We start from the raw sequence: 16,085 nt of genomic DNA on the forward strand, positions 1-16,085 counted from the left end.
CCAACCGGCAGCGCGCGGGCACCTCATGCGCGTGGTGCGCCGGGACCGCATCACCCCGCTACCCCGTGCGCGGCCTGCGTGCCCGCGCAGCACTCGCACGCAATGGCTCCCACCGGCGCTGACAGTCGGCGCCGAGGGCGTGCCGGTCCCGTACGCCGCGCAGGTCGGCGCGCCCGACGAGGCCGGTCTGCTGTTCGCAGCGGTCGCCGCCGGGATGTTCGCCGGCAACCTGATCGTCGGCCGCTTGGTGCGCCCAGCGGGCCGGGAACGGCTGGCCAGCCCTCTCGCGCTCGCGCTCGGATTGCCGCTGCTGGGATTCGCGCTGCACCCGCACCGGCATACGCCGCCATCCTGCTGACCGTGTCCGGTTTCGGCGTCGCCTATCAGCTCGCACTGGCCCACAGGTTTCTCGACGCGGTGCCCGAGACGCAGCGCGGTCAGGCGTTCGGCCTGCTGCTGACCGGCACGATGACGCTGCAGGGCGTGGCCGCCGCAGCCGGAGGCGCGCTGGGCGAAGTTGCCGCCCCCGCGCTGGTCGTCACACTGGCCGGCGCTGCCTCGGCCATCGCCGCTCTGATGTCCTGGCGGACGCTGTCGGCTCTGGCAGGCGCGCTCCGCACCCGCGAACCTCTCCGGCAGGTTCAGGTCAGGGAGCCGAGCCGGTTGCGATGGCAGAGCCGATCGCGGCGGCCGCGTCGGCAATGCCCGCCAGGGATGCCTTGCCGTTCAAAACGGTGACCACGTCCTGGGTCAGTGGGCGAAGGGCATATACGTGGCGCACCGCGTGGATGTCGACCGGGATCTCGTAGTAGTCCTCCGCGAACTTCTGAAATGCCTCCGGCGATGGGTCGACCAGCAGATGGAACAGCCAACCTGAGCCGTCAGGGTCCGCGTTGTCTTCAGGGAAGTCGATCTCTCCTGCCTGCCAATGATCGCTTCCCGCCTCACGCCACATGCAGGCCGTCACCCTGGGCATTCCGTCGTCTGTGAAGGCCGGCTCTTCGAGGCAACTACGGAACACCTCGGGGACCGAGTCCACTACGCCTGGCCAGGGCGCGTCGTCGACATACGGGCTCATCGCCGACTCGTGGTCGAAGCCTCGGACATACGCGCCCGCCGGAGAGAAGATGACGTCGAACTCGTCCCCCGAGCCGTTGCGCATGGAGGCGATCTCCTCCGTCTCTGACCAGGCCCGGCTGAATGAGTAGTAGCGCTCACCGTCAGGGTTCAGCACAGTTTCCAGCATGGCCATCGACCGACACCGGTCCCGCAGCGTCGGGATATCAGGAAGAGCCTCGGCAACGTCGTGAACAGTCATGCGGCCTATCCAAGCGCACGCCACTGACGGCAGATCGGGCGTTCGCTGAGCCGTCCAACGTCGATGGCAAACGATCCAACTTCGGTGTCAGAGGACAGGGTTGATCACGATGCGGTCACGGCGGAGGGATTGTCCCGTCTCAGGCGATCTGGTCCATGTCTCAGATGATCTGGACCGACTCGCTCGGCGTCTCAGATGATCTTGTAAGGCCGGCTGCCCGGCCCGCTGGTTTCACCTGCAGCCTGACTATGGTGTCGATCTCATCGACGAGGTTGCGCACAGCGGCGAGGAGCGATTCTCACCAGTCGTGATCACCCCATCAACCGAGGGATGAACCTTGATCGTCGGGGCGTGGTGCGGGCTTCCCTATCTGACGCGCAGCGACCTCGTCACGGACCTGTGCCAACAGCTGAGCTCGGAATTCGGACGAGGTCAGGCCTCCTTCCACAGCGAGCAGAACGACGGCGAGGCGTGGTTGATCGCCGAAGGCGGCGCCGTCATCAGGTGGTGGATCTCCGAATACCCTGAGCTGGCGCTGGGCGAGCCTTTTGGCGTCGAGCGCCGCCTTCTGGATGCGTTCGGCATCTCAGGCAAGCCCGAAGACCTCGACCCCGAAGACGACCTGGCCAGCAGTTGGGCGGCGACTTGGGGTGACTGCGACGTACCGACCGTCGCTGCGGAATCGAGTCTTGATCCCCGGCAGATCAGGCCGGGCACCAGTGCATCCGGAATCTTCCTCGTCGCCGACACGGTTTGAGGCGAGTTGTCACCCTTTCGCGTGACGTGTCCGGCTCTCGGCCATGACACCCCCCAGCGTGCTCCACCCTCGCAGTGACGGGGCTCGCGGCAGGCGGAGGTGTTCGTGGACGGGGCCGCAGCAGTGGCCGTTGCCTGGGAGTACGCCTCGGGCGTCGAGGTCGGGTTCGTCGACGCTGACGGCGTCGAGCGTTCTGGCCCGTTGGCGTGCTGGTGGGCGGAGCCCTTCGAACTGGCACTGCCAGTACGGCCGTTCGCCTCGTTCAAGGGGCAGGAGAACTTCACCGGCGAGAAGAGAAGACCACGCGGAAGCCGTGTGGGAGCAGGCCTTCCGCGAAGGCCCCCTCACCCGAGAACAACCCGCGCAGCGTCACCAACACCGTAGGGTTCCCACCGCCGCCCGCGAGCCTGCAACGTTCGATACCGGCCGCCACTGTGAGGCAGCCGAGCGCGTACGCGAGACGCAGGCCGACGCGAACCTGAGCAGCGAGGAGAGGGCGATTCAGAAGCAGGTGCTTGAGTGGCTGGTGCGGGACTTGCAGGAGGCCGAGGAGAGGCAGTGAACGATGTGCTGCAGCCCGACATAGTTCGGAGGTCGCTGTCGATGTCGCCCAAGACAGCGTCAGGCGGCCCTCGACCCGCCCACACCACGTGTGCACGGAAGATGAGCTGCCGAAGGACCCATAGCCAGCAGGAGCGCCGCGAAGAGAGATCGGCGCGATAGCCTCGCTGTTCCTCCATCCAGTTGTCACGCTCGTCTGACGGCAGCAGCCGGACAGTGCATTGCAGCAGGCCGTACAGTCACCCCGCCGCCTCACCTGCCTCGGAAGGCCGGACGGGCACGATGTCGGCCTCCAGTTGCTTCCTCTCCAGCAGTCCCTTTCACTCCTGCGAGTGACCGAAACCAACCCGCCTACAACGTAAGGATCGACTGCGCCGCCTGACGGGACGCCATCGTGGGAATCTCACGTCCGCCGCGCTCGAAGGCTGTCCGCACCCACCAAGTACCTTCTGGCACAGGCATGTTGGAATTCCCTTATGGCCACTTCCGCTGACGGAACCACCAGCCTGAGTCCGGACGAGCCCGCGCACCGCCTGCGTGCCGAGATCGAGCGGCTGAGAGACGAGGCGACGCGCCAGAGGACACTCGCCCACCGCCGGGCCGAGTTCTGGACGAAGGCGGACATCGCCCTCGGTTTCCCCGCGGCCCTGCTCGCGGGCGCGGCGGGCGCGGCAGGACTGGCATCGGCGGACGTGCGCGTTCCCGCCGCCCTCGCGGCTCTGGCCTCCGCCGGGTTCGCGGCGGGAGCGGGCTTCCTGCGCAGCGACTCCAGGCGCCGCGCCAACAAGCGCGCCCGGCATGCATGGGCCTCGCTCGAGGCCAGGGCGACGGTGGTACTGGCCCAGGAGCTCGTGACCCCCGAGGCCCTCGGCGACCTGCTGGAATGCCGCCAGGCTGCGCTGGCGGCCTACGACGGCGAGGAACCCCAGCCGGGGGCGCGGTGATCCGCAGGCCTTCGGCTGCCGCCTCCGTCCAAGGACTCGGAGTGGGTGACCTGGCAGGCGTAGCTGCCGGCGCGTAATCGCGGCAGGCGTTGTCCTTCTTCCCCGATCAGGTCCTCGACGCGCTCTGCCAAGCCTTGGCGGAGGCTGGTCATAAGCAGCCGGATCTGCTTCCTCGATGGGCACACCTGGTGGACGTCCGTATCGTGTAGGGCCATGAACACGACTGCCGAGTTGCCTTGCTGGCGCGGTCGTCTCGCAGAGGTGGCGGAGGGCCATCGGAATACCGGACTGGCAGCGGAAACGCTCTCCGGGACCACACGTTGCTTCGCCGACCGGGGGGACCGATCGACCTGCGTGCTGGTCGGCGACACACCACACCGCGGTGGACCGGATATGTCACCGAAAGGAGGTGAGTAGCCATGGCCGCAACGATGCGACGCATCTTCAGCAACAAGCCCGCCCGCCGCTGGTACTGGTACTGACAGCCGGCGGCATGGGTGACCCGGTGGTCCGAAGTCGGGCCGCCGGGCCCGGCCGGCGAAGCATCACAGGTCGCAGGAAGTGTCCGCTGTGCGGTGCCGCCGGCAGCTCATAAGTCGTCCCTCGCGGACACCTCGGCCGGGGCGCCCGTACACCGCAGCGCCGCCGTGCGAACCTCTTGGCCGTACGCCTCCACGACGTGCTGACCAGTGCCCATGCTGTGGCTCCCTCCTGTGGCCGGGTGCGGTGGGCGGCGAGGCGCGTACGGGCCTCGCCGCCCGCGTCGCGGATGCCGTGACGAGGCGGGCCGGGACGACGACGGTCGGTCGCACGGTGCGTGATCGAGCCGCTCATCCCTCGTCGTAGCATAGACAGAAGGGGTGGCCGGCGGGGTCGAAGAGCACTCGGACGTTCTCCTGTGGCTGGACCTCCGCAAGCGTGGCGCCCAGGGCGACCGCCTCAGCGACCGCCGAGTCCAGATCGCTGACCTGGAAGTCGAAGTGCATCATCGGACGCTGCTGCCCGTCGGCCGGAGGCCAGACCGGAGCCTGGTAGTCGTCTGCCTGCTGGAATACGAAGAAGGGGCCTTGCGGTGAGGCGGCGACGATGGCTGTGCCCGGCTCCTCGTGTCCGATGTGCCAGCCGAGCAGTTCGGCGTAGAACCTGGCCAAGCCGCTCGGGTCTGGCGCCTCGATCGCCGTTCCCCACCACATTTCATCAGTCCGAGATTTCATTCCGGCAGCCTCCCTTATGATCGCTTGTTTGTCGTGTGTGAGGTGTGATCAGGCGGCGGTGGCTCCTTCGCGCTCGACCAGGGCGCCGTTCTTGGAGAGGGCTCCGGCGCGGACCAGGGGCACCAGGTGGGCGCCGGTGATGGCCCGCCGGCGTTCCTGGGCGCGGAGTGCGCCCGGTCCTCGGTGTGGTGGCTCTCCTCGCGCCGGGCCGGTCGAGGTCCGGGCGCCGCGGGGCAACGACCGCGCGTCGATGAGAGACGGGTCAACGGCAGCGGTTCTCGTCGATGACCCGAGCTGTGCGGAGAACCCGCCAACGCAGTGCGAGTACCGAAGCCCGCCCAGGCTCAGGCCCGCGACGCGAGGTTCAGCGGATCAGCTTGTGTGGGACGCCACGGCAGCCCGTCGGCGCCGGTCTCCGATGCCGCACGGCATCGGCACGCCGCTCACCGGGACTTCCCTGGTGGGCGGCGTGCCGCATGAGGCGGAGAGGGCAGGATTCGAACCTGCGTGGACCCTTGCGGATCCGACCTCGAGGCGTGCTCGCTGGTCCCCGATCAACCACTCCGGGCACCTCTCCTTGTTCCCGACCCCGGTGGTGTCCGAGCCGTTCACATGAAAGAGAGTCGCACGGGCCCCTGACAGGGGACTGACATGACAAAGTCCGGGGCGAGGGTGCCAGCGAGCCTGCCCCAGGAGACTTCGAGATCACCTGGGCACCGGACGGGGCGCGACGTGGTCGTACGGACGGGTAGGACGACGTCGGCCCCCGGTGGTCAGCCGATCTTGCTGGTAGCCGGCGCAGTTGATGGCTCCGCCGGGCACGGGGCGTCCGTACGCCAGGGGACGAGCACGCCTCGCCCCCGTATCCGCCCCTGCCGGAGCCGGTCGATGGCGTCCAACGCGGCGGACAGGGGAAATTCCTCGGTCTCCACGCGCAGTGTCCCGGCGCGGGCCAGTGCGACGACCTCGGCGAGTTCGTCGCGGGTGCCCCAGAACGGCAGGGAGAGCCGGAAACCCGGCGGAAGGAAGCCTGGCTTGCGCACCATCAGCTGACCGCCGCCGCTGCCGACCACCGCGAGTTCCCCGCCAGGACGCAGGACCTCGGTGGCGAACGCCAGCGTAGCGTCGGTGCCGGCGAAGTCGAGCACGGCGTCCACGCCCACCCCACCGGTCTCCTTGCGCAGTTTCCCGGCGGCGCCGTCCACCATCGGGAGGCTCAGATGTGCGCCCGACCGGGTCGCGAGGGCCAGCGCCTCCTCCCGGATGTCGACGGCGAGGACCCGGCTCGGCGTGATCGCCCGCAGGATCTGCACCGCCAGATGCCCGAGCCCGCCGACACCGATGACCAGCGCGGTCGTGCCGTCGCCGAGCGCGCGCCGCACACCGCAGACCGCGTGGTACGAGGTCAGCCCGGCGTCGGACAACGGCGCAGCCTGATCGGCGGGCAGATCCCCGATCGGCACCAGATGGCGCGCGGAGGGCAGGAGCACGTACTCGGCCATGCCGCCGTCCACCCCGAGCCCGACACCGTGCCGGTCGAGGTCACCCCGCCGGTCGCAGTAGTTGTCCTGGCCCGCCGCGCAGCGGCCGCAGGAGCCGCAGCCCCAGGGGCCATGGACCACCACGCGCTCGCCCGGCGCCGGACCGTCGAAGCCGGCCCCGACAGCGACGATGCGCCCCGCGACCTCATGTCCGAGCGTGAACGGCGCCCGGTAGGGCAGCTCGCCCGGCTCGGCGTCCAGTACATGGATGTCCGAGTGGCAGAGTCCGGCGGCCTCCACCCGCACCAGCGCCTCCGCCGGGCCGGGCACCGGCCGCTCGACGTCGACGAGTTCGGGGGCGCGTCCCCACCCTGTCAGCCGTAGTGCCTTCATGCTTCACCGTCCCGGGTCTTGTCAGTTGACCAGTCGTGACGGTAACAGAGGTGAAGTCAGTTCAGTAACTGTTGTGGGAGAGGAAGTCGGACGATGAGCGAGGGTGTGCAGCAGGGCCGGTTCGCGGGCAAGGTCGCGTTCGTGACGGGTGCCGGTTCCGGCATGGGTGCGGCGGTCGCCCGGCAACTGGCCGCCGAAGGTGCGCGATCCGTGGTGCTGGCCGACCTGAACGGCGAGGCGGTCAAGGCCGTCGCCGCCGAACTGCCCGCCGGCCGAGCGGTTGCGCTCGACGTGGCCGACGCGGACGCGGTCGACGCCGCGATCGCCGAGGTACTGCGCGAGGAGGGGGGCCTCGACGTGCTCGTCCACGCCGCCGGCGTGGACGACCCGAAGGCCAAGCAACTGATCGCGGACGCACTGGTCGGGGGGCGGCTGCCGGAGGTCACCGACCACCTTGACGACGCGGACTGGCGGCGCGTCATGCGGGTCAACCTGGACGGCACGTTCCATGTGCTGCGCGCCGGCGTACGGACGATGCGACCGGCCGAAGCCGGTGCCATCGTCGTCATCGGCTCTTCGTCGGTCTTCGACAGCCCGGTCGGCTACCCGCACTACGCGGCGTCCAAGGCCGGTGTGCACGCGATGAGCCAGGCTGTGGCCAAGGAGGTCATCTCGTCCGGGATCCGGGTGAACGTGGTCGCGCCGGGGCCGACGGACACCGGCATGGCGGCGCGCACCCCGCAGGCGCTGCGCAGCGATCTGGCCGATCCGCGGGTGCGCCCCTATGCGACCCCGGAGGAGATCGCCGACATCGCGCTCTTCCTGGCCAGCGACGCCGCGGCGAACCTGGTCGGCGCGGTGCTGCTCGCCAACGGCGGCCGCTTCACGGTCTGATCGACATCGAGTCCGCCCGCGACGGCCCCGTCCGCCGGGGCCGTCGCCCCTCGCGTCGGAATCAAGTCGTGCACGGGTATTGCCCGACGGGAATCGCCACCCCTACGGTTCGTGAATTGAGTTCAGTTTGTAGACGTCTGGTGGTGCTGAGCGCCGCTGGACACGGGCGGTTGGCGCGAGGAGTCGGTCGACGTGGATCAGTTCCTGCTCGTCCTGGTGAGTGGTCTCGCCAGTGGTGCGGTGTACGGCCTGATGGGCCTCGGGCTGGTGATCATCTATCGGGCCACGGATGTGGTGAATTTCGCGCTCGCCAGCCTGACCACCATCGGGCTGTACGCGGCGCTGACGCTGTACGACAGAGGCTGGCCGGTGCTGCCGACCGCGGTGGTCGCGATCGGGGTGACCGTCGTGGTCGGCCTCACCGCCCGCGAGACGGTCATCAGGCCGCTGGCCCAGGGTGAGTTGCTCTCGGCGCTGGTGATGACGATGGGGCTCTCCATCATCGCGGAGAACCTCATCAGCACCATCTGGGACGACCAGCCGAGACTCTTCCCGAGCCTGATCGACGGGTCGGTCTCGATCGGCGACGCGGCGATCCCGACGCAGAGCCTGCTGACGATCGGCGTGGCGGCCGTCGCCATGGCCCTGGTGGCCTATCTCTTCGGACGCACCACCATCGGCTCGGCCATGCGCGCCGTCGCCGAGTCCGCCGACACGGCGCAGATCCTCGGCCTCGGCTCGCAGCGCATCGCCCGTATCGCCTGGGCGCTCGGGCTCGCACTCGCCACGCTCGCAGCCGTCTTGTACGCACCCCGGGCCGGACTGGTGCCGACGGTGCTCAGCGCACCGCTGTTCCGCGCCTTCGCCGGGATCTTCCTCGGGGGCCTGACCAGCATGTACGGCGCTGTCATCGGTGGGCTGACGATCGGGGTACTCGACAATCTCGCCGCGAGCTACGTGTCGGCCAGCTACCGGGACACGTTCGTGTTCACGTTCACCATCGCCGTGTTGCTGATCCGCCCGCAGGGGCTGTTCGGCGTGCGTGCCTTCCAGCGGGTCTGAGGGAGCGGTCCATTGTCCGTCATCAGCCGGTCCGTCATCAGTCGTTCGCGCCTCGCCAGAGCGGTGCTCGGACCGCTTGCAGCAGCCGTGCTCATCCTCGTCGTGCACGCCGGGGCCATCCCGCCCTACCAGGCCTATTCCGTGGGGGTCGCGGGCGTCTACACGGTGCTCGTGCTGTCGGTCAGTCTGCTCGCCGGCTGGTCCGGCATCTGGTCGATCGCCCATCCCGCCTTCTTCGCCGTGGGGGCCTACTTCGCCGCGTATGGCAGCACCCACGGGTGGCCGGTGGAACTCGTCGTCCTCGGTGCGGTCGGATGCGCCGCTGTCCTGGGTGCGCTCCTCGGGTGGGCGGGTGCGCGCTTCTCCATGCTGTACCTGGCGCTGCTGACCCTCGCGTTCACCATGGTGTCGCTGGAGGTGATGGGCCAGTGGACCAGCGTCACCGGCGGTGACCAGGGCATACCAGTGGAGAAGCTCGACAGCGCCCTGGGACTCGGCACGGTCGCCAGCGCGGGCGCACAGGCTCAGTACCTCGCCGTGGGCGCCGCGGGAGTCGTGCTCGCGCTGGCCGCCCTGGCCCGGCCGACCGCCTTGCGGATGCGGCTGGTCGCCGCCAAGTCCCACCCGCTTGCCGCGCGATCGATCGGCATCGCGCCCGAGGCGCAGTCGGCGCTGGCCCTCGCCGTCAGCGGCGCGTGCGCCGCGCTGGCGGGCGTCCTGCTGGCCCTGGTCGTCGGATTCGTGAGCCCGGATCCGTTCTCGCTGACCCTGGCGATCTCCCTGATCGCCGCCTGCGTCCTCGGCGGCGCGGGGACCCTGCTCGGCGCGGTGGTCGGCGGCGCGTATCTCACCTGGGCGCCGACGGCTGCCGAGAGCGTCCACGTGGCGCAGCCGATCCTGCAGGGCATCGTGCTAGTTGCGGCACTGCTGTTCCTGCCTGGTGGGGTCGTGCCCTTCCTCGGCCGCAGGCTGCGCCGACTGTACCGGCGCACCACCGCCCGGCCACCGGCGCTCGCGGAGGCGGCCGGCGAGGCGCCGCAGCCGGTGCCCGCACCCACGGCAACCGCTCCCGAACTGCTGCGCCTCGACGGCGTAGGCGTCACCTTCGGCGGCCTCAAGGCACTCGAAGGCGCGTCGATGTCCGTCCGCGCCGGTGAAACCGTCGCGATCATCGGGCCCAACGGTGCCGGCAAGACGACCCTGCTGAACGTCCTGTCCGGGCTCATCGGCGGCGGACGCGTGACGGGCACCGCCCAGTACGCCGGAAGGCCCCTGCTCAAGACCCGGCCCACCGCGCGGCGCGGCCTCGGTATCGGGCGCACGTTCCAGCACGCCGAGACGTTCCCCGAGCTGACCGTCGCCGAGAACATCCTCTGCACGCACCGTCGCGTCACCGTGCGGCACCGGGCGCGGGCCACCGAACTCCTGGAGAGCGTCGGCCTCGCCCCCTTCGCCGACCGCTACCCCGCCGAGCTGCCGTTCGGCCTGCACAAGCGCCTCGACCTCGCCCGGGCCCTCGCCGAGGAACCCGAACTCCTCATCCTGGACGAACCGTTCGGCGGCCTCGACGCCGGCGAGCGCACCCTGCTGTCCCGTGAGATCGTGCGCCAGCAGAAGCGAGGCACGGCCGTCGTGATCATCGACCATGTCCTCGACGACCTGTTCGCCGTCGCCCACCGGGTGGTCGCCTTCGACTTCGGCCGGCCTGTCGGCGAGGGCGACCCCGGCACGATCCTCGACGACCCGCGCGTGCGCTCTTCCTACCTGGGCGAGGTCGGCGACCGCGTCGAACTCCCGAGCCACCCGGGCGCCGAGCACGTGGCCGTCACCCTCGATGGTGTCGACCACGCCTACGGCGGCGTCACCGCGCTGCGCGGGATCGACCTCACCGTCGCCCGGGGCGGTGTGCTCGGCGTCGTCGGAGCCAACGGCGCGGGCAAGAGCACCCTCGGCCGCATCCTGCACGGCACGCTCACGCCCAGCCGCGGTCGGCGGGAGGCCGACGGCGACCTGCGCAGCGCCCTGGTGCCCGAAGGTCGCGCTCTGTTCAAGACGCTCTCGCTGCGGGAGAACCTGGAGGTCGCCGCGTACGCCGCCGGGGTCAAGAGCGCCGAGCTACGGACGCGGCTCGCGGAGACCATCGACTGGCTGCCACCGCGACTGCGTGAGCGCATGGGCGTGCCCGCCGCCGGGCTGTCCGGCGGCGAACAGCAGATCCTGGCCATCGCCCGTGCCCTGATGTCCCGTCCCGACCTTTTGATCGTCGACGAGCCGACGCTCGGTCTGTCGCCGGCGATGGTCGCCGAGGTGTACGACCGCCTCGGCCGGCTGGCGCGGAAGGGCATGACGGTCGTCCTGCTGGAGCAGTCGCTCGCCCGGGCCGCGTCCACCTGCCACGAGGTGGTCGTGCTGTACGACGGCCGCGTCGCGGCCCACGGTGCGGCACCCGACCCCGACTTCCTCGCCCTGGCCGAACGCGCCTACTTCGACGGCGGGGAGGACTCACCGATGGCCGTCGGCCAGGGCTGAGCTCCTCGACGCCGTACGCGAACACCTACGTGCCCGTCCAACGGCCCTGCGAAGCAATTTGAACCGGACTCAACAGATCCATCAGCACAGAATCAGACGGTAATCCATTCTGGGCTGTTATGCATTGAAAACGATTCGCTTTTGCTGGCCGGCAGTTTGGCGAGCTGCCGGCATGCCCGACCGGGCAACCGAACCTCGCCGGAGGAGAACGACCCGTGCACACTGAAGGTGTTGATCTGCTCGTCATCGGTGCCGGCATGGCCGGACTCACCGCCGGTGCCCGAGCCGTCCGCGACGGCCTGTCCGTCGCCGTCGTCGAACGCTCTGCGGACGTGGGCGGCTCCGCGCGCTTCGCGGGCTACGCCTGGACCGCGCCCGACCACGCCACCATGGACCGCCACAACCCGGACGGCGACCAGGCCCTCAAGCGTGCCCTGGTCGACCGGTTCGCGGACGGCGTCGAGTGGATTCGCTCCACCGGCGTCGAGGCCAAGGACGCCCAGCCCGTTCTCAGCTTCGGCCGCGGCCACCAGTTCGACACCAACCACTACGTCGACACCTGCCGCCGGCTGATCGTCGAGGGCGGCGGCGAACTGCTCCTGGAGACCGAGACCGAGCGGCTTGTGACCGAGGACGGTGCCGTAACCGGTGGCGACGTGCGCGGCGCCGACGGGGAGCGCCGCCGCATCCGCGCCACGACCACCCTCATCGCCACCGGCGGCTTCCAGGGCGATACCGCCCTGCGCAACACCCACGTGCACCCGCACGCCGACCGGATGCAGCTGCGCTCCAACCCGCACAGCCAGGGCGCCGGCTACCGGCTCGCCACCGCCGCCGGCGCGGCCGTCAGCGGCGACAACGCCGGGTTCTACGGACACCTGATCCCCAGCGGCATCCCCTTCGCTGACCCGGCGGACTTCGTCGACATGTCGCTCTACTACAGCGAGCATGCGCTGCTGTTCAATCTGCGCAGCGAGCGGTTCGTCGACGAGACGCTGGGCGACCACCTCACCGCCATGGCCCTCCTGGAGCAGCCGGAGAGCCGAGGTCTGCTCATCGCCGACGCCCGCGTGTTCCGGGACTGGATCGTCGGCAGTTACGTCAAGGGCGCCGTCGCGGTCGACAAGTACGCCCTCGCCAGCCGACGCGGCGGACGCGTCGGACTCGCCGAGGACCTCGACGAACTCGCCTACCTGCCCGCAGAGTGGGGCTACGACGGCGAGGCGATCCGTGACGCCGTGAAGCTGTTCAACGATCAGGCCCCGACCGGGCAGGACCTGACGCCGGGCCGCGAACTGGACCGCCTCCCGCTTGACGAAGGGCCGTACTACGTCATCGAGACCGTGCCCGCCATCACGTTTCCGTTCCACGGCATACGCATCGACGACCGCGCCCGCGTCCTCACCAAGGACGGCAAGCCGCTGCCCGGCCTCCTCGCCGCGGGATCCGACACCGGCGGCCTGTGGCACCGCGCCTACGCGGGAGGACTCGCCTCGGCGCTGGTCTACGGACTGACGGCTGCCGAGACCGCCGCCTGCGCGCAGCGCCCTCGCCTCCAGACGAAGACGATCTCCATCGACCCGGGCACGGAGTCCCGGCCGAGGTGACCGCCAGCAGCTTCCCTCCGCCCCACAAGCACGTTGGAGACCCCATGCACGTCCGTCACCCCGAGATCGACCCCCAGTTGCTGTCCGAAACCGAGGAACAGCGCGAACTACGCACCGTGCTGCGGGACTTCCTCACCGAGGCGAGCGGCCCCGAGGACGTCCGCACGCATCTGGCCACTCCGCGCGGATACGACGAGGCGCTCTGGGCGCGGCTCGCGGGCGAGATCGGCGTGCACGGGCTGGCCATACCGGAGGAGTACGGCGGCTCGGGCTTCACCTTCGCCGAACTCGCCGTGGCCCTGGAGGAGGCCGGGCGCGTCCTGTACTGCGCGCCGCTGCTGTCGACCGTCGTGCTCGCGGCGCAGGCCCTGCTCGGCAGCGGAGACCGGCAGGCGTGCGAGCGCCATCTGCCGCGGATCGCGGACGGCACGCTCACCGCGACCGTGGCCGGTTTCCAGCAGGAACCTTCCGGCATCGCCGCCGAGCCGTCCGGCAGCGGCACCGTCCTGCGCGGCGCGGCGGACTTCGTGCTCGACGGTGCGGGCGCCGACCTGATCCTCGTACGCGCTCACACCGCCGAGGGGCCACGGCTGTTCGCCGTCGAACCGGCCGACGACACCTGCGTGCGTACCCCGCACCACGTCCTTGACGAGACCCGCCGCCAGGCCCGGGTCGAGTTCCACAGCGCGCCCGCCATACCCGTGGGGGAGTCGGGTGACGTGGCGACCGCCCTTGACGCGGGCCGGGCGGCCCTCGCCGCCGAACAGGTCGGCGGCAGCGGCCACGCCCTCGACGCGACCGTCGAGTTCGTCGCGCAGCGCCACCAATTCGGCCGTTCCATCGGCTCGTTCCAGGCCGTCAAGCACCGGCTGGCCGATGTGCTGGTCGCGGTGGAGGCGGCGCGCTCGGCGTCCTCGTACGCGACCGCCTGTGTCGCGCTCGGCTCGCCGCAGTTGCCCGTCGCGGCGAGCGCCGCCGCCTCGGTCTGCTCCGAGACCTTCCGCCTGGCCACGGCCGAGTACGTGCAGCTCCACGGGGGGATCGGCTTCACCTGGGAACACCCGGCGCACCTGTACGTGCGCCGCGCGCGCAGCAGCGCGGTGCTGTTCGGCACGGCGGACCAGCACCGCGCCCGGCTCGCCCGACTCATCGGCCTCGACGCCCGCGCCGCCGCCTGAGCAGACAGAAAGACACACATGACTGATCACGGAAAACTCGCCCTCGCCGCGCCGTTCGCGCTCGGCGGGCACACCCTCCGCAACCGCCTCGTCGCCACCGCGCACGCCACCGCGGCCGTCGCCGCCGGCGCCCCCACCGATGCCGACGCGGCCTACTGGCGGCGCCTGGCCCAGGGCGGCGCCGGCATGGTCATCACCGGCGGTACCGCCGTGGCCCTGGACTCGACCGTGCCGCAGCGCTACCTGACCGAGGCCTGGCGCCCCGAGATCAAGGACGCCGTGCGCCGCCGCGCCGAGGCCATCACCGACGGCGGCGCCGTGGCCATCGCCCAGCTCGTCCACCTGGGCCGCGAAACCCTCGGTGCGGGCACCTACTACCCGCCGGTCTCCGCCGCGGCCGTCCGCTCCCCACGCGAAGCGAGCGCACCCCACCCGCTGAGCGTCGAAGAAGTACGCCGCGTCGTCGACGCGTTCCGCATCTCCGCTGCCAACAGCGTGCAGGCCGGCTTCGACGGCGTCGAGCTGCACGCCGGACACGGCTATCTGCTCGCCCAGTTCCTCTCCCGCGTCAACAACACCCGCGACGACGAGTACGGCGACCGGATCGCCCTGCTCGCCCAGGTCATCGAGGCCATCCGCGGCGAGATCGGCGGCCACCCGATCGGCGTACGGGTGTCGGTCGAGCCCGGGGACAACTCCGGGCTCGGCCTCGACGACCTGATCGAGTTGCTGCCGCGCCTTGCGGCCGCGTCCCCGTTCACGTACGTCAATGTCACCACCGGCGTCCGCAACACCTACGTCCCCGGCATGGCCACCACGCGCCCGCCGCTCCTCGGGTCCGTGGCCCGGCTGCGGGCGGCCGTCGGACTGCCGCTGCTGATCAGCCAGGGCTTCCGGTCGACGGCCGACATCGAGCGGGCGCTGAGCTCGGGCGCCGATCTGGTCGGCATGGCCAGGCCGTTCATGGCCGACCCCGACTTCGCCCGCAAGACCGTCGCGGGGGACGAGCGCGCCATACGCCCCTGCACAGGCTGCAACGAGGGCTGCCGCACCTTCGAGCCCACCGGGTCGTGCTCGGTCAACCCCGAGCTCGGCCCGCCGGGATCCCCTACCCGCCCGGCCATCCCCCTGCAACTCGCCCGGCCCGGCTCGCGCGGCGGCCCTGTCGCCGTGCTCGGCGCGGGCCCGGCCGGCATGGAGTGCGCGATGACGCTGGGCCGTGCCGGCACCGAGGTCGTCGTCTTCGACCCCGCCCCGGAGGTCGGTGGCCAGGCGCGGCTGGCCGCCCTCGGCGCGCACCGCGCAGGCTGGCAGAAGATCATCGACCACCAGCGTGACCAGCTCGCCGACCTCGGCGTCCGCGTCGTGCTCGGGACGGCACCGACCGCCGCCGAACTCGCCGCGTATCCCCGGATCGTGCTCGCCACCGGCGCCCGCGAGGCCGTCGTGTCCGTACCCGGCGAGCTGCACACCCTCACCAGCACCGACTTCCTTCACCAGTACACCGACGCGGTGCCGCACACTCCCCGGGTCGCCGTCCTCGACGACGGCTTCGGCTGGTGGCAGGGCATCAGCGCGGTGGAGAGCGCGCTGGCGGCCGGCGCGAGCGAGGTCACCCTCATCACGCCCGGCAACGGGTTCGCGACCGGCCTGTCCCCGGAGAACCGTACCCAGCTGATGAACCGGCTCCCCGGAGCGCCGCTGCGGATCGTCCCGCTGACCACCGTCACGGCCACGACCTCCGACGGACTGCGGCTGCGCCACGTCCTGGACGGCCGCGAGTCGACGCTGGCCGCCGACGTTCTGGTGACCGTCGGCGAACGCCTCCCGCACCGCCCCGAACTCACTCCCGCCCAGGGCCAGAGCATTCACGCGGTCGGCGACTGCGTCGTACCGCGCCGCATGGCCCACGCCATCGCCGAAGGGAGGGCGGCGGCGGAGACCGTCGGGGTCACTCCCCTGTGACCGGGCGCATCCACACCAACGGGTCCCTCACCAGCACGTTCCCGGAGGTGCTCGCGCCGCTCGGCTCAGTGAGGACCCGGGCGGCATCGTCACGCTCATCGAGGCCGGCCCCGGCCGGCGAAAGGGCCGGCGACGCCGGAAAGGTTCATGGGGGCCCGCCCCAACCCGTGGGGGGCGCAGCA

At 70.8% G+C, this 16,085-nt stretch carries 13 protein-coding genes and 1 pseudogene; 10 read left to right on the forward strand and 4 right to left on the reverse strand.

From position 1 onward, the window contains the following. Positions 1–139: 139 nt before the first annotated feature. Positions 140–358 (forward strand): hypothetical protein, encoded by a 219-nt coding sequence (locus tag AB0927_RS36650; protein WP_366672159.1) that lies wholly within the window; start codon positions 140–142, stop codon positions 356–358. Between the two features lie 288 nt (positions 359–646). On the opposite strand, the gene AB0927_RS36655 is transcribed toward AB0927_RS36650, so the two are convergent. Next, positions 647–1,318, reverse strand: a complete 672-nt coding sequence (locus AB0927_RS36655; RefSeq protein WP_366672160.1) for a hypothetical protein — start codon at positions 1,316–1,318, stop codon at positions 647–649. A 337-nt stretch (positions 1,319–1,655) separates the two neighbouring features. Between AB0927_RS36655 and AB0927_RS36660 the strand changes: the two genes are divergently transcribed. The 3 genes from AB0927_RS36660 (at position 1,656) to AB0927_RS36670 (ending at position 3,580) form a co-directional block, all read left to right on the forward strand. Beyond that, complete coding sequence (locus tag AB0927_RS36660; RefSeq protein ID WP_366672161.1) at positions 1,656–2,075, forward strand: hypothetical protein; 420 nt, start codon at positions 1,656–1,658, stop codon at positions 2,073–2,075. Positions 2,076–2,388: 313 nt separating this feature from the next. Further along, entirely contained in the window at positions 2,389–2,637 is a 249-nt protein-coding gene (locus tag AB0927_RS36665; RefSeq protein ID WP_366672162.1) for a hypothetical protein, read from the forward strand. Between the two features lie 475 nt (positions 2,638–3,112). Further along, positions 3,113–3,580, forward strand: coding sequence for a hypothetical protein (locus AB0927_RS36670; protein WP_366672163.1), 468 nt, complete (start codon positions 3,113–3,115; stop codon positions 3,578–3,580). 830 nt (positions 3,581–4,410) lie between these two features. Here AB0927_RS36670 and AB0927_RS36675 read toward each other — a convergent pair. From AB0927_RS36675 to AB0927_RS36685, 3 genes and pseudogenes are all read right to left on the reverse strand, one after another. Then, a complete protein-coding gene (locus tag AB0927_RS36675) occupies positions 4,411–4,794 on the reverse strand; it encodes a VOC family protein (protein ID WP_366672164.1) in 384 nt (127 codons plus the stop codon). A 482-nt stretch (positions 4,795–5,276) separates the two neighbouring features. Continuing rightward, a pseudogene (locus tag AB0927_RS36680) lies at positions 5,277–5,371 on the reverse strand. Positions 5,372–5,567: 196 nt separating this feature from the next. Then, positions 5,568–6,668, reverse strand: a complete 1,101-nt coding sequence (locus AB0927_RS36685) for an NAD(P)-dependent alcohol dehydrogenase (RefSeq protein ID WP_366672165.1) — start codon at positions 6,666–6,668, stop codon at positions 5,568–5,570. 93 nt (positions 6,669–6,761) lie between these two features. On the opposite strand from AB0927_RS36685, the gene AB0927_RS36690 reads away from it, so the two are divergent. The 6 genes from AB0927_RS36690 (at position 6,762) to AB0927_RS36715 (ending at position 15,903) form a co-directional block, all read left to right on the forward strand. Next, positions 6,762–7,562: an SDR family NAD(P)-dependent oxidoreductase gene (locus tag AB0927_RS36690; protein ID WP_366672166.1), complete on the forward strand. Its 801-nt coding sequence runs from the start codon at positions 6,762–6,764 to the stop codon at positions 7,560–7,562. 192 nt (positions 7,563–7,754) lie between these two features. After that, positions 7,755–8,624 (forward strand): branched-chain amino acid ABC transporter permease, encoded by an 870-nt coding sequence (locus AB0927_RS36695; protein WP_366672167.1) that lies wholly within the window; start codon positions 7,755–7,757, stop codon positions 8,622–8,624. A 12-nt stretch (positions 8,625–8,636) separates the two neighbouring features. Further along, positions 8,637–11,153: an ATP-binding cassette domain-containing protein gene (locus AB0927_RS36700; protein ID WP_366672168.1), complete on the forward strand. Its 2,517-nt coding sequence runs from the start codon at positions 8,637–8,639 to the stop codon at positions 11,151–11,153. 215 nt (positions 11,154–11,368) lie between these two features. Beyond that, complete coding sequence (locus AB0927_RS36705) at positions 11,369–12,760, forward strand: FAD-binding protein (RefSeq protein ID WP_366672169.1); 1,392 nt, start codon at positions 11,369–11,371, stop codon at positions 12,758–12,760. Between the two features lie 44 nt (positions 12,761–12,804). Continuing rightward, positions 12,805–13,938, forward strand: a complete 1,134-nt coding sequence (locus AB0927_RS36710) for an acyl-CoA dehydrogenase family protein (protein ID WP_366672170.1) — start codon at positions 12,805–12,807, stop codon at positions 13,936–13,938. Between the two features lie 18 nt (positions 13,939–13,956). Further along, entirely contained in the window at positions 13,957–15,903 is a 1,947-nt protein-coding gene (locus tag AB0927_RS36715) for an FAD-dependent oxidoreductase (RefSeq protein WP_366672171.1), read from the forward strand. The last annotated feature ends 182 nt before the right edge of the window (positions 15,904–16,085 follow it).

The organism is Streptomyces sp. NPDC048106 (assembly GCF_040706415.1).
Lineage (GTDB): Bacteria > Actinomycetota > Actinomycetes > Streptomycetales > Streptomycetaceae > Streptomyces.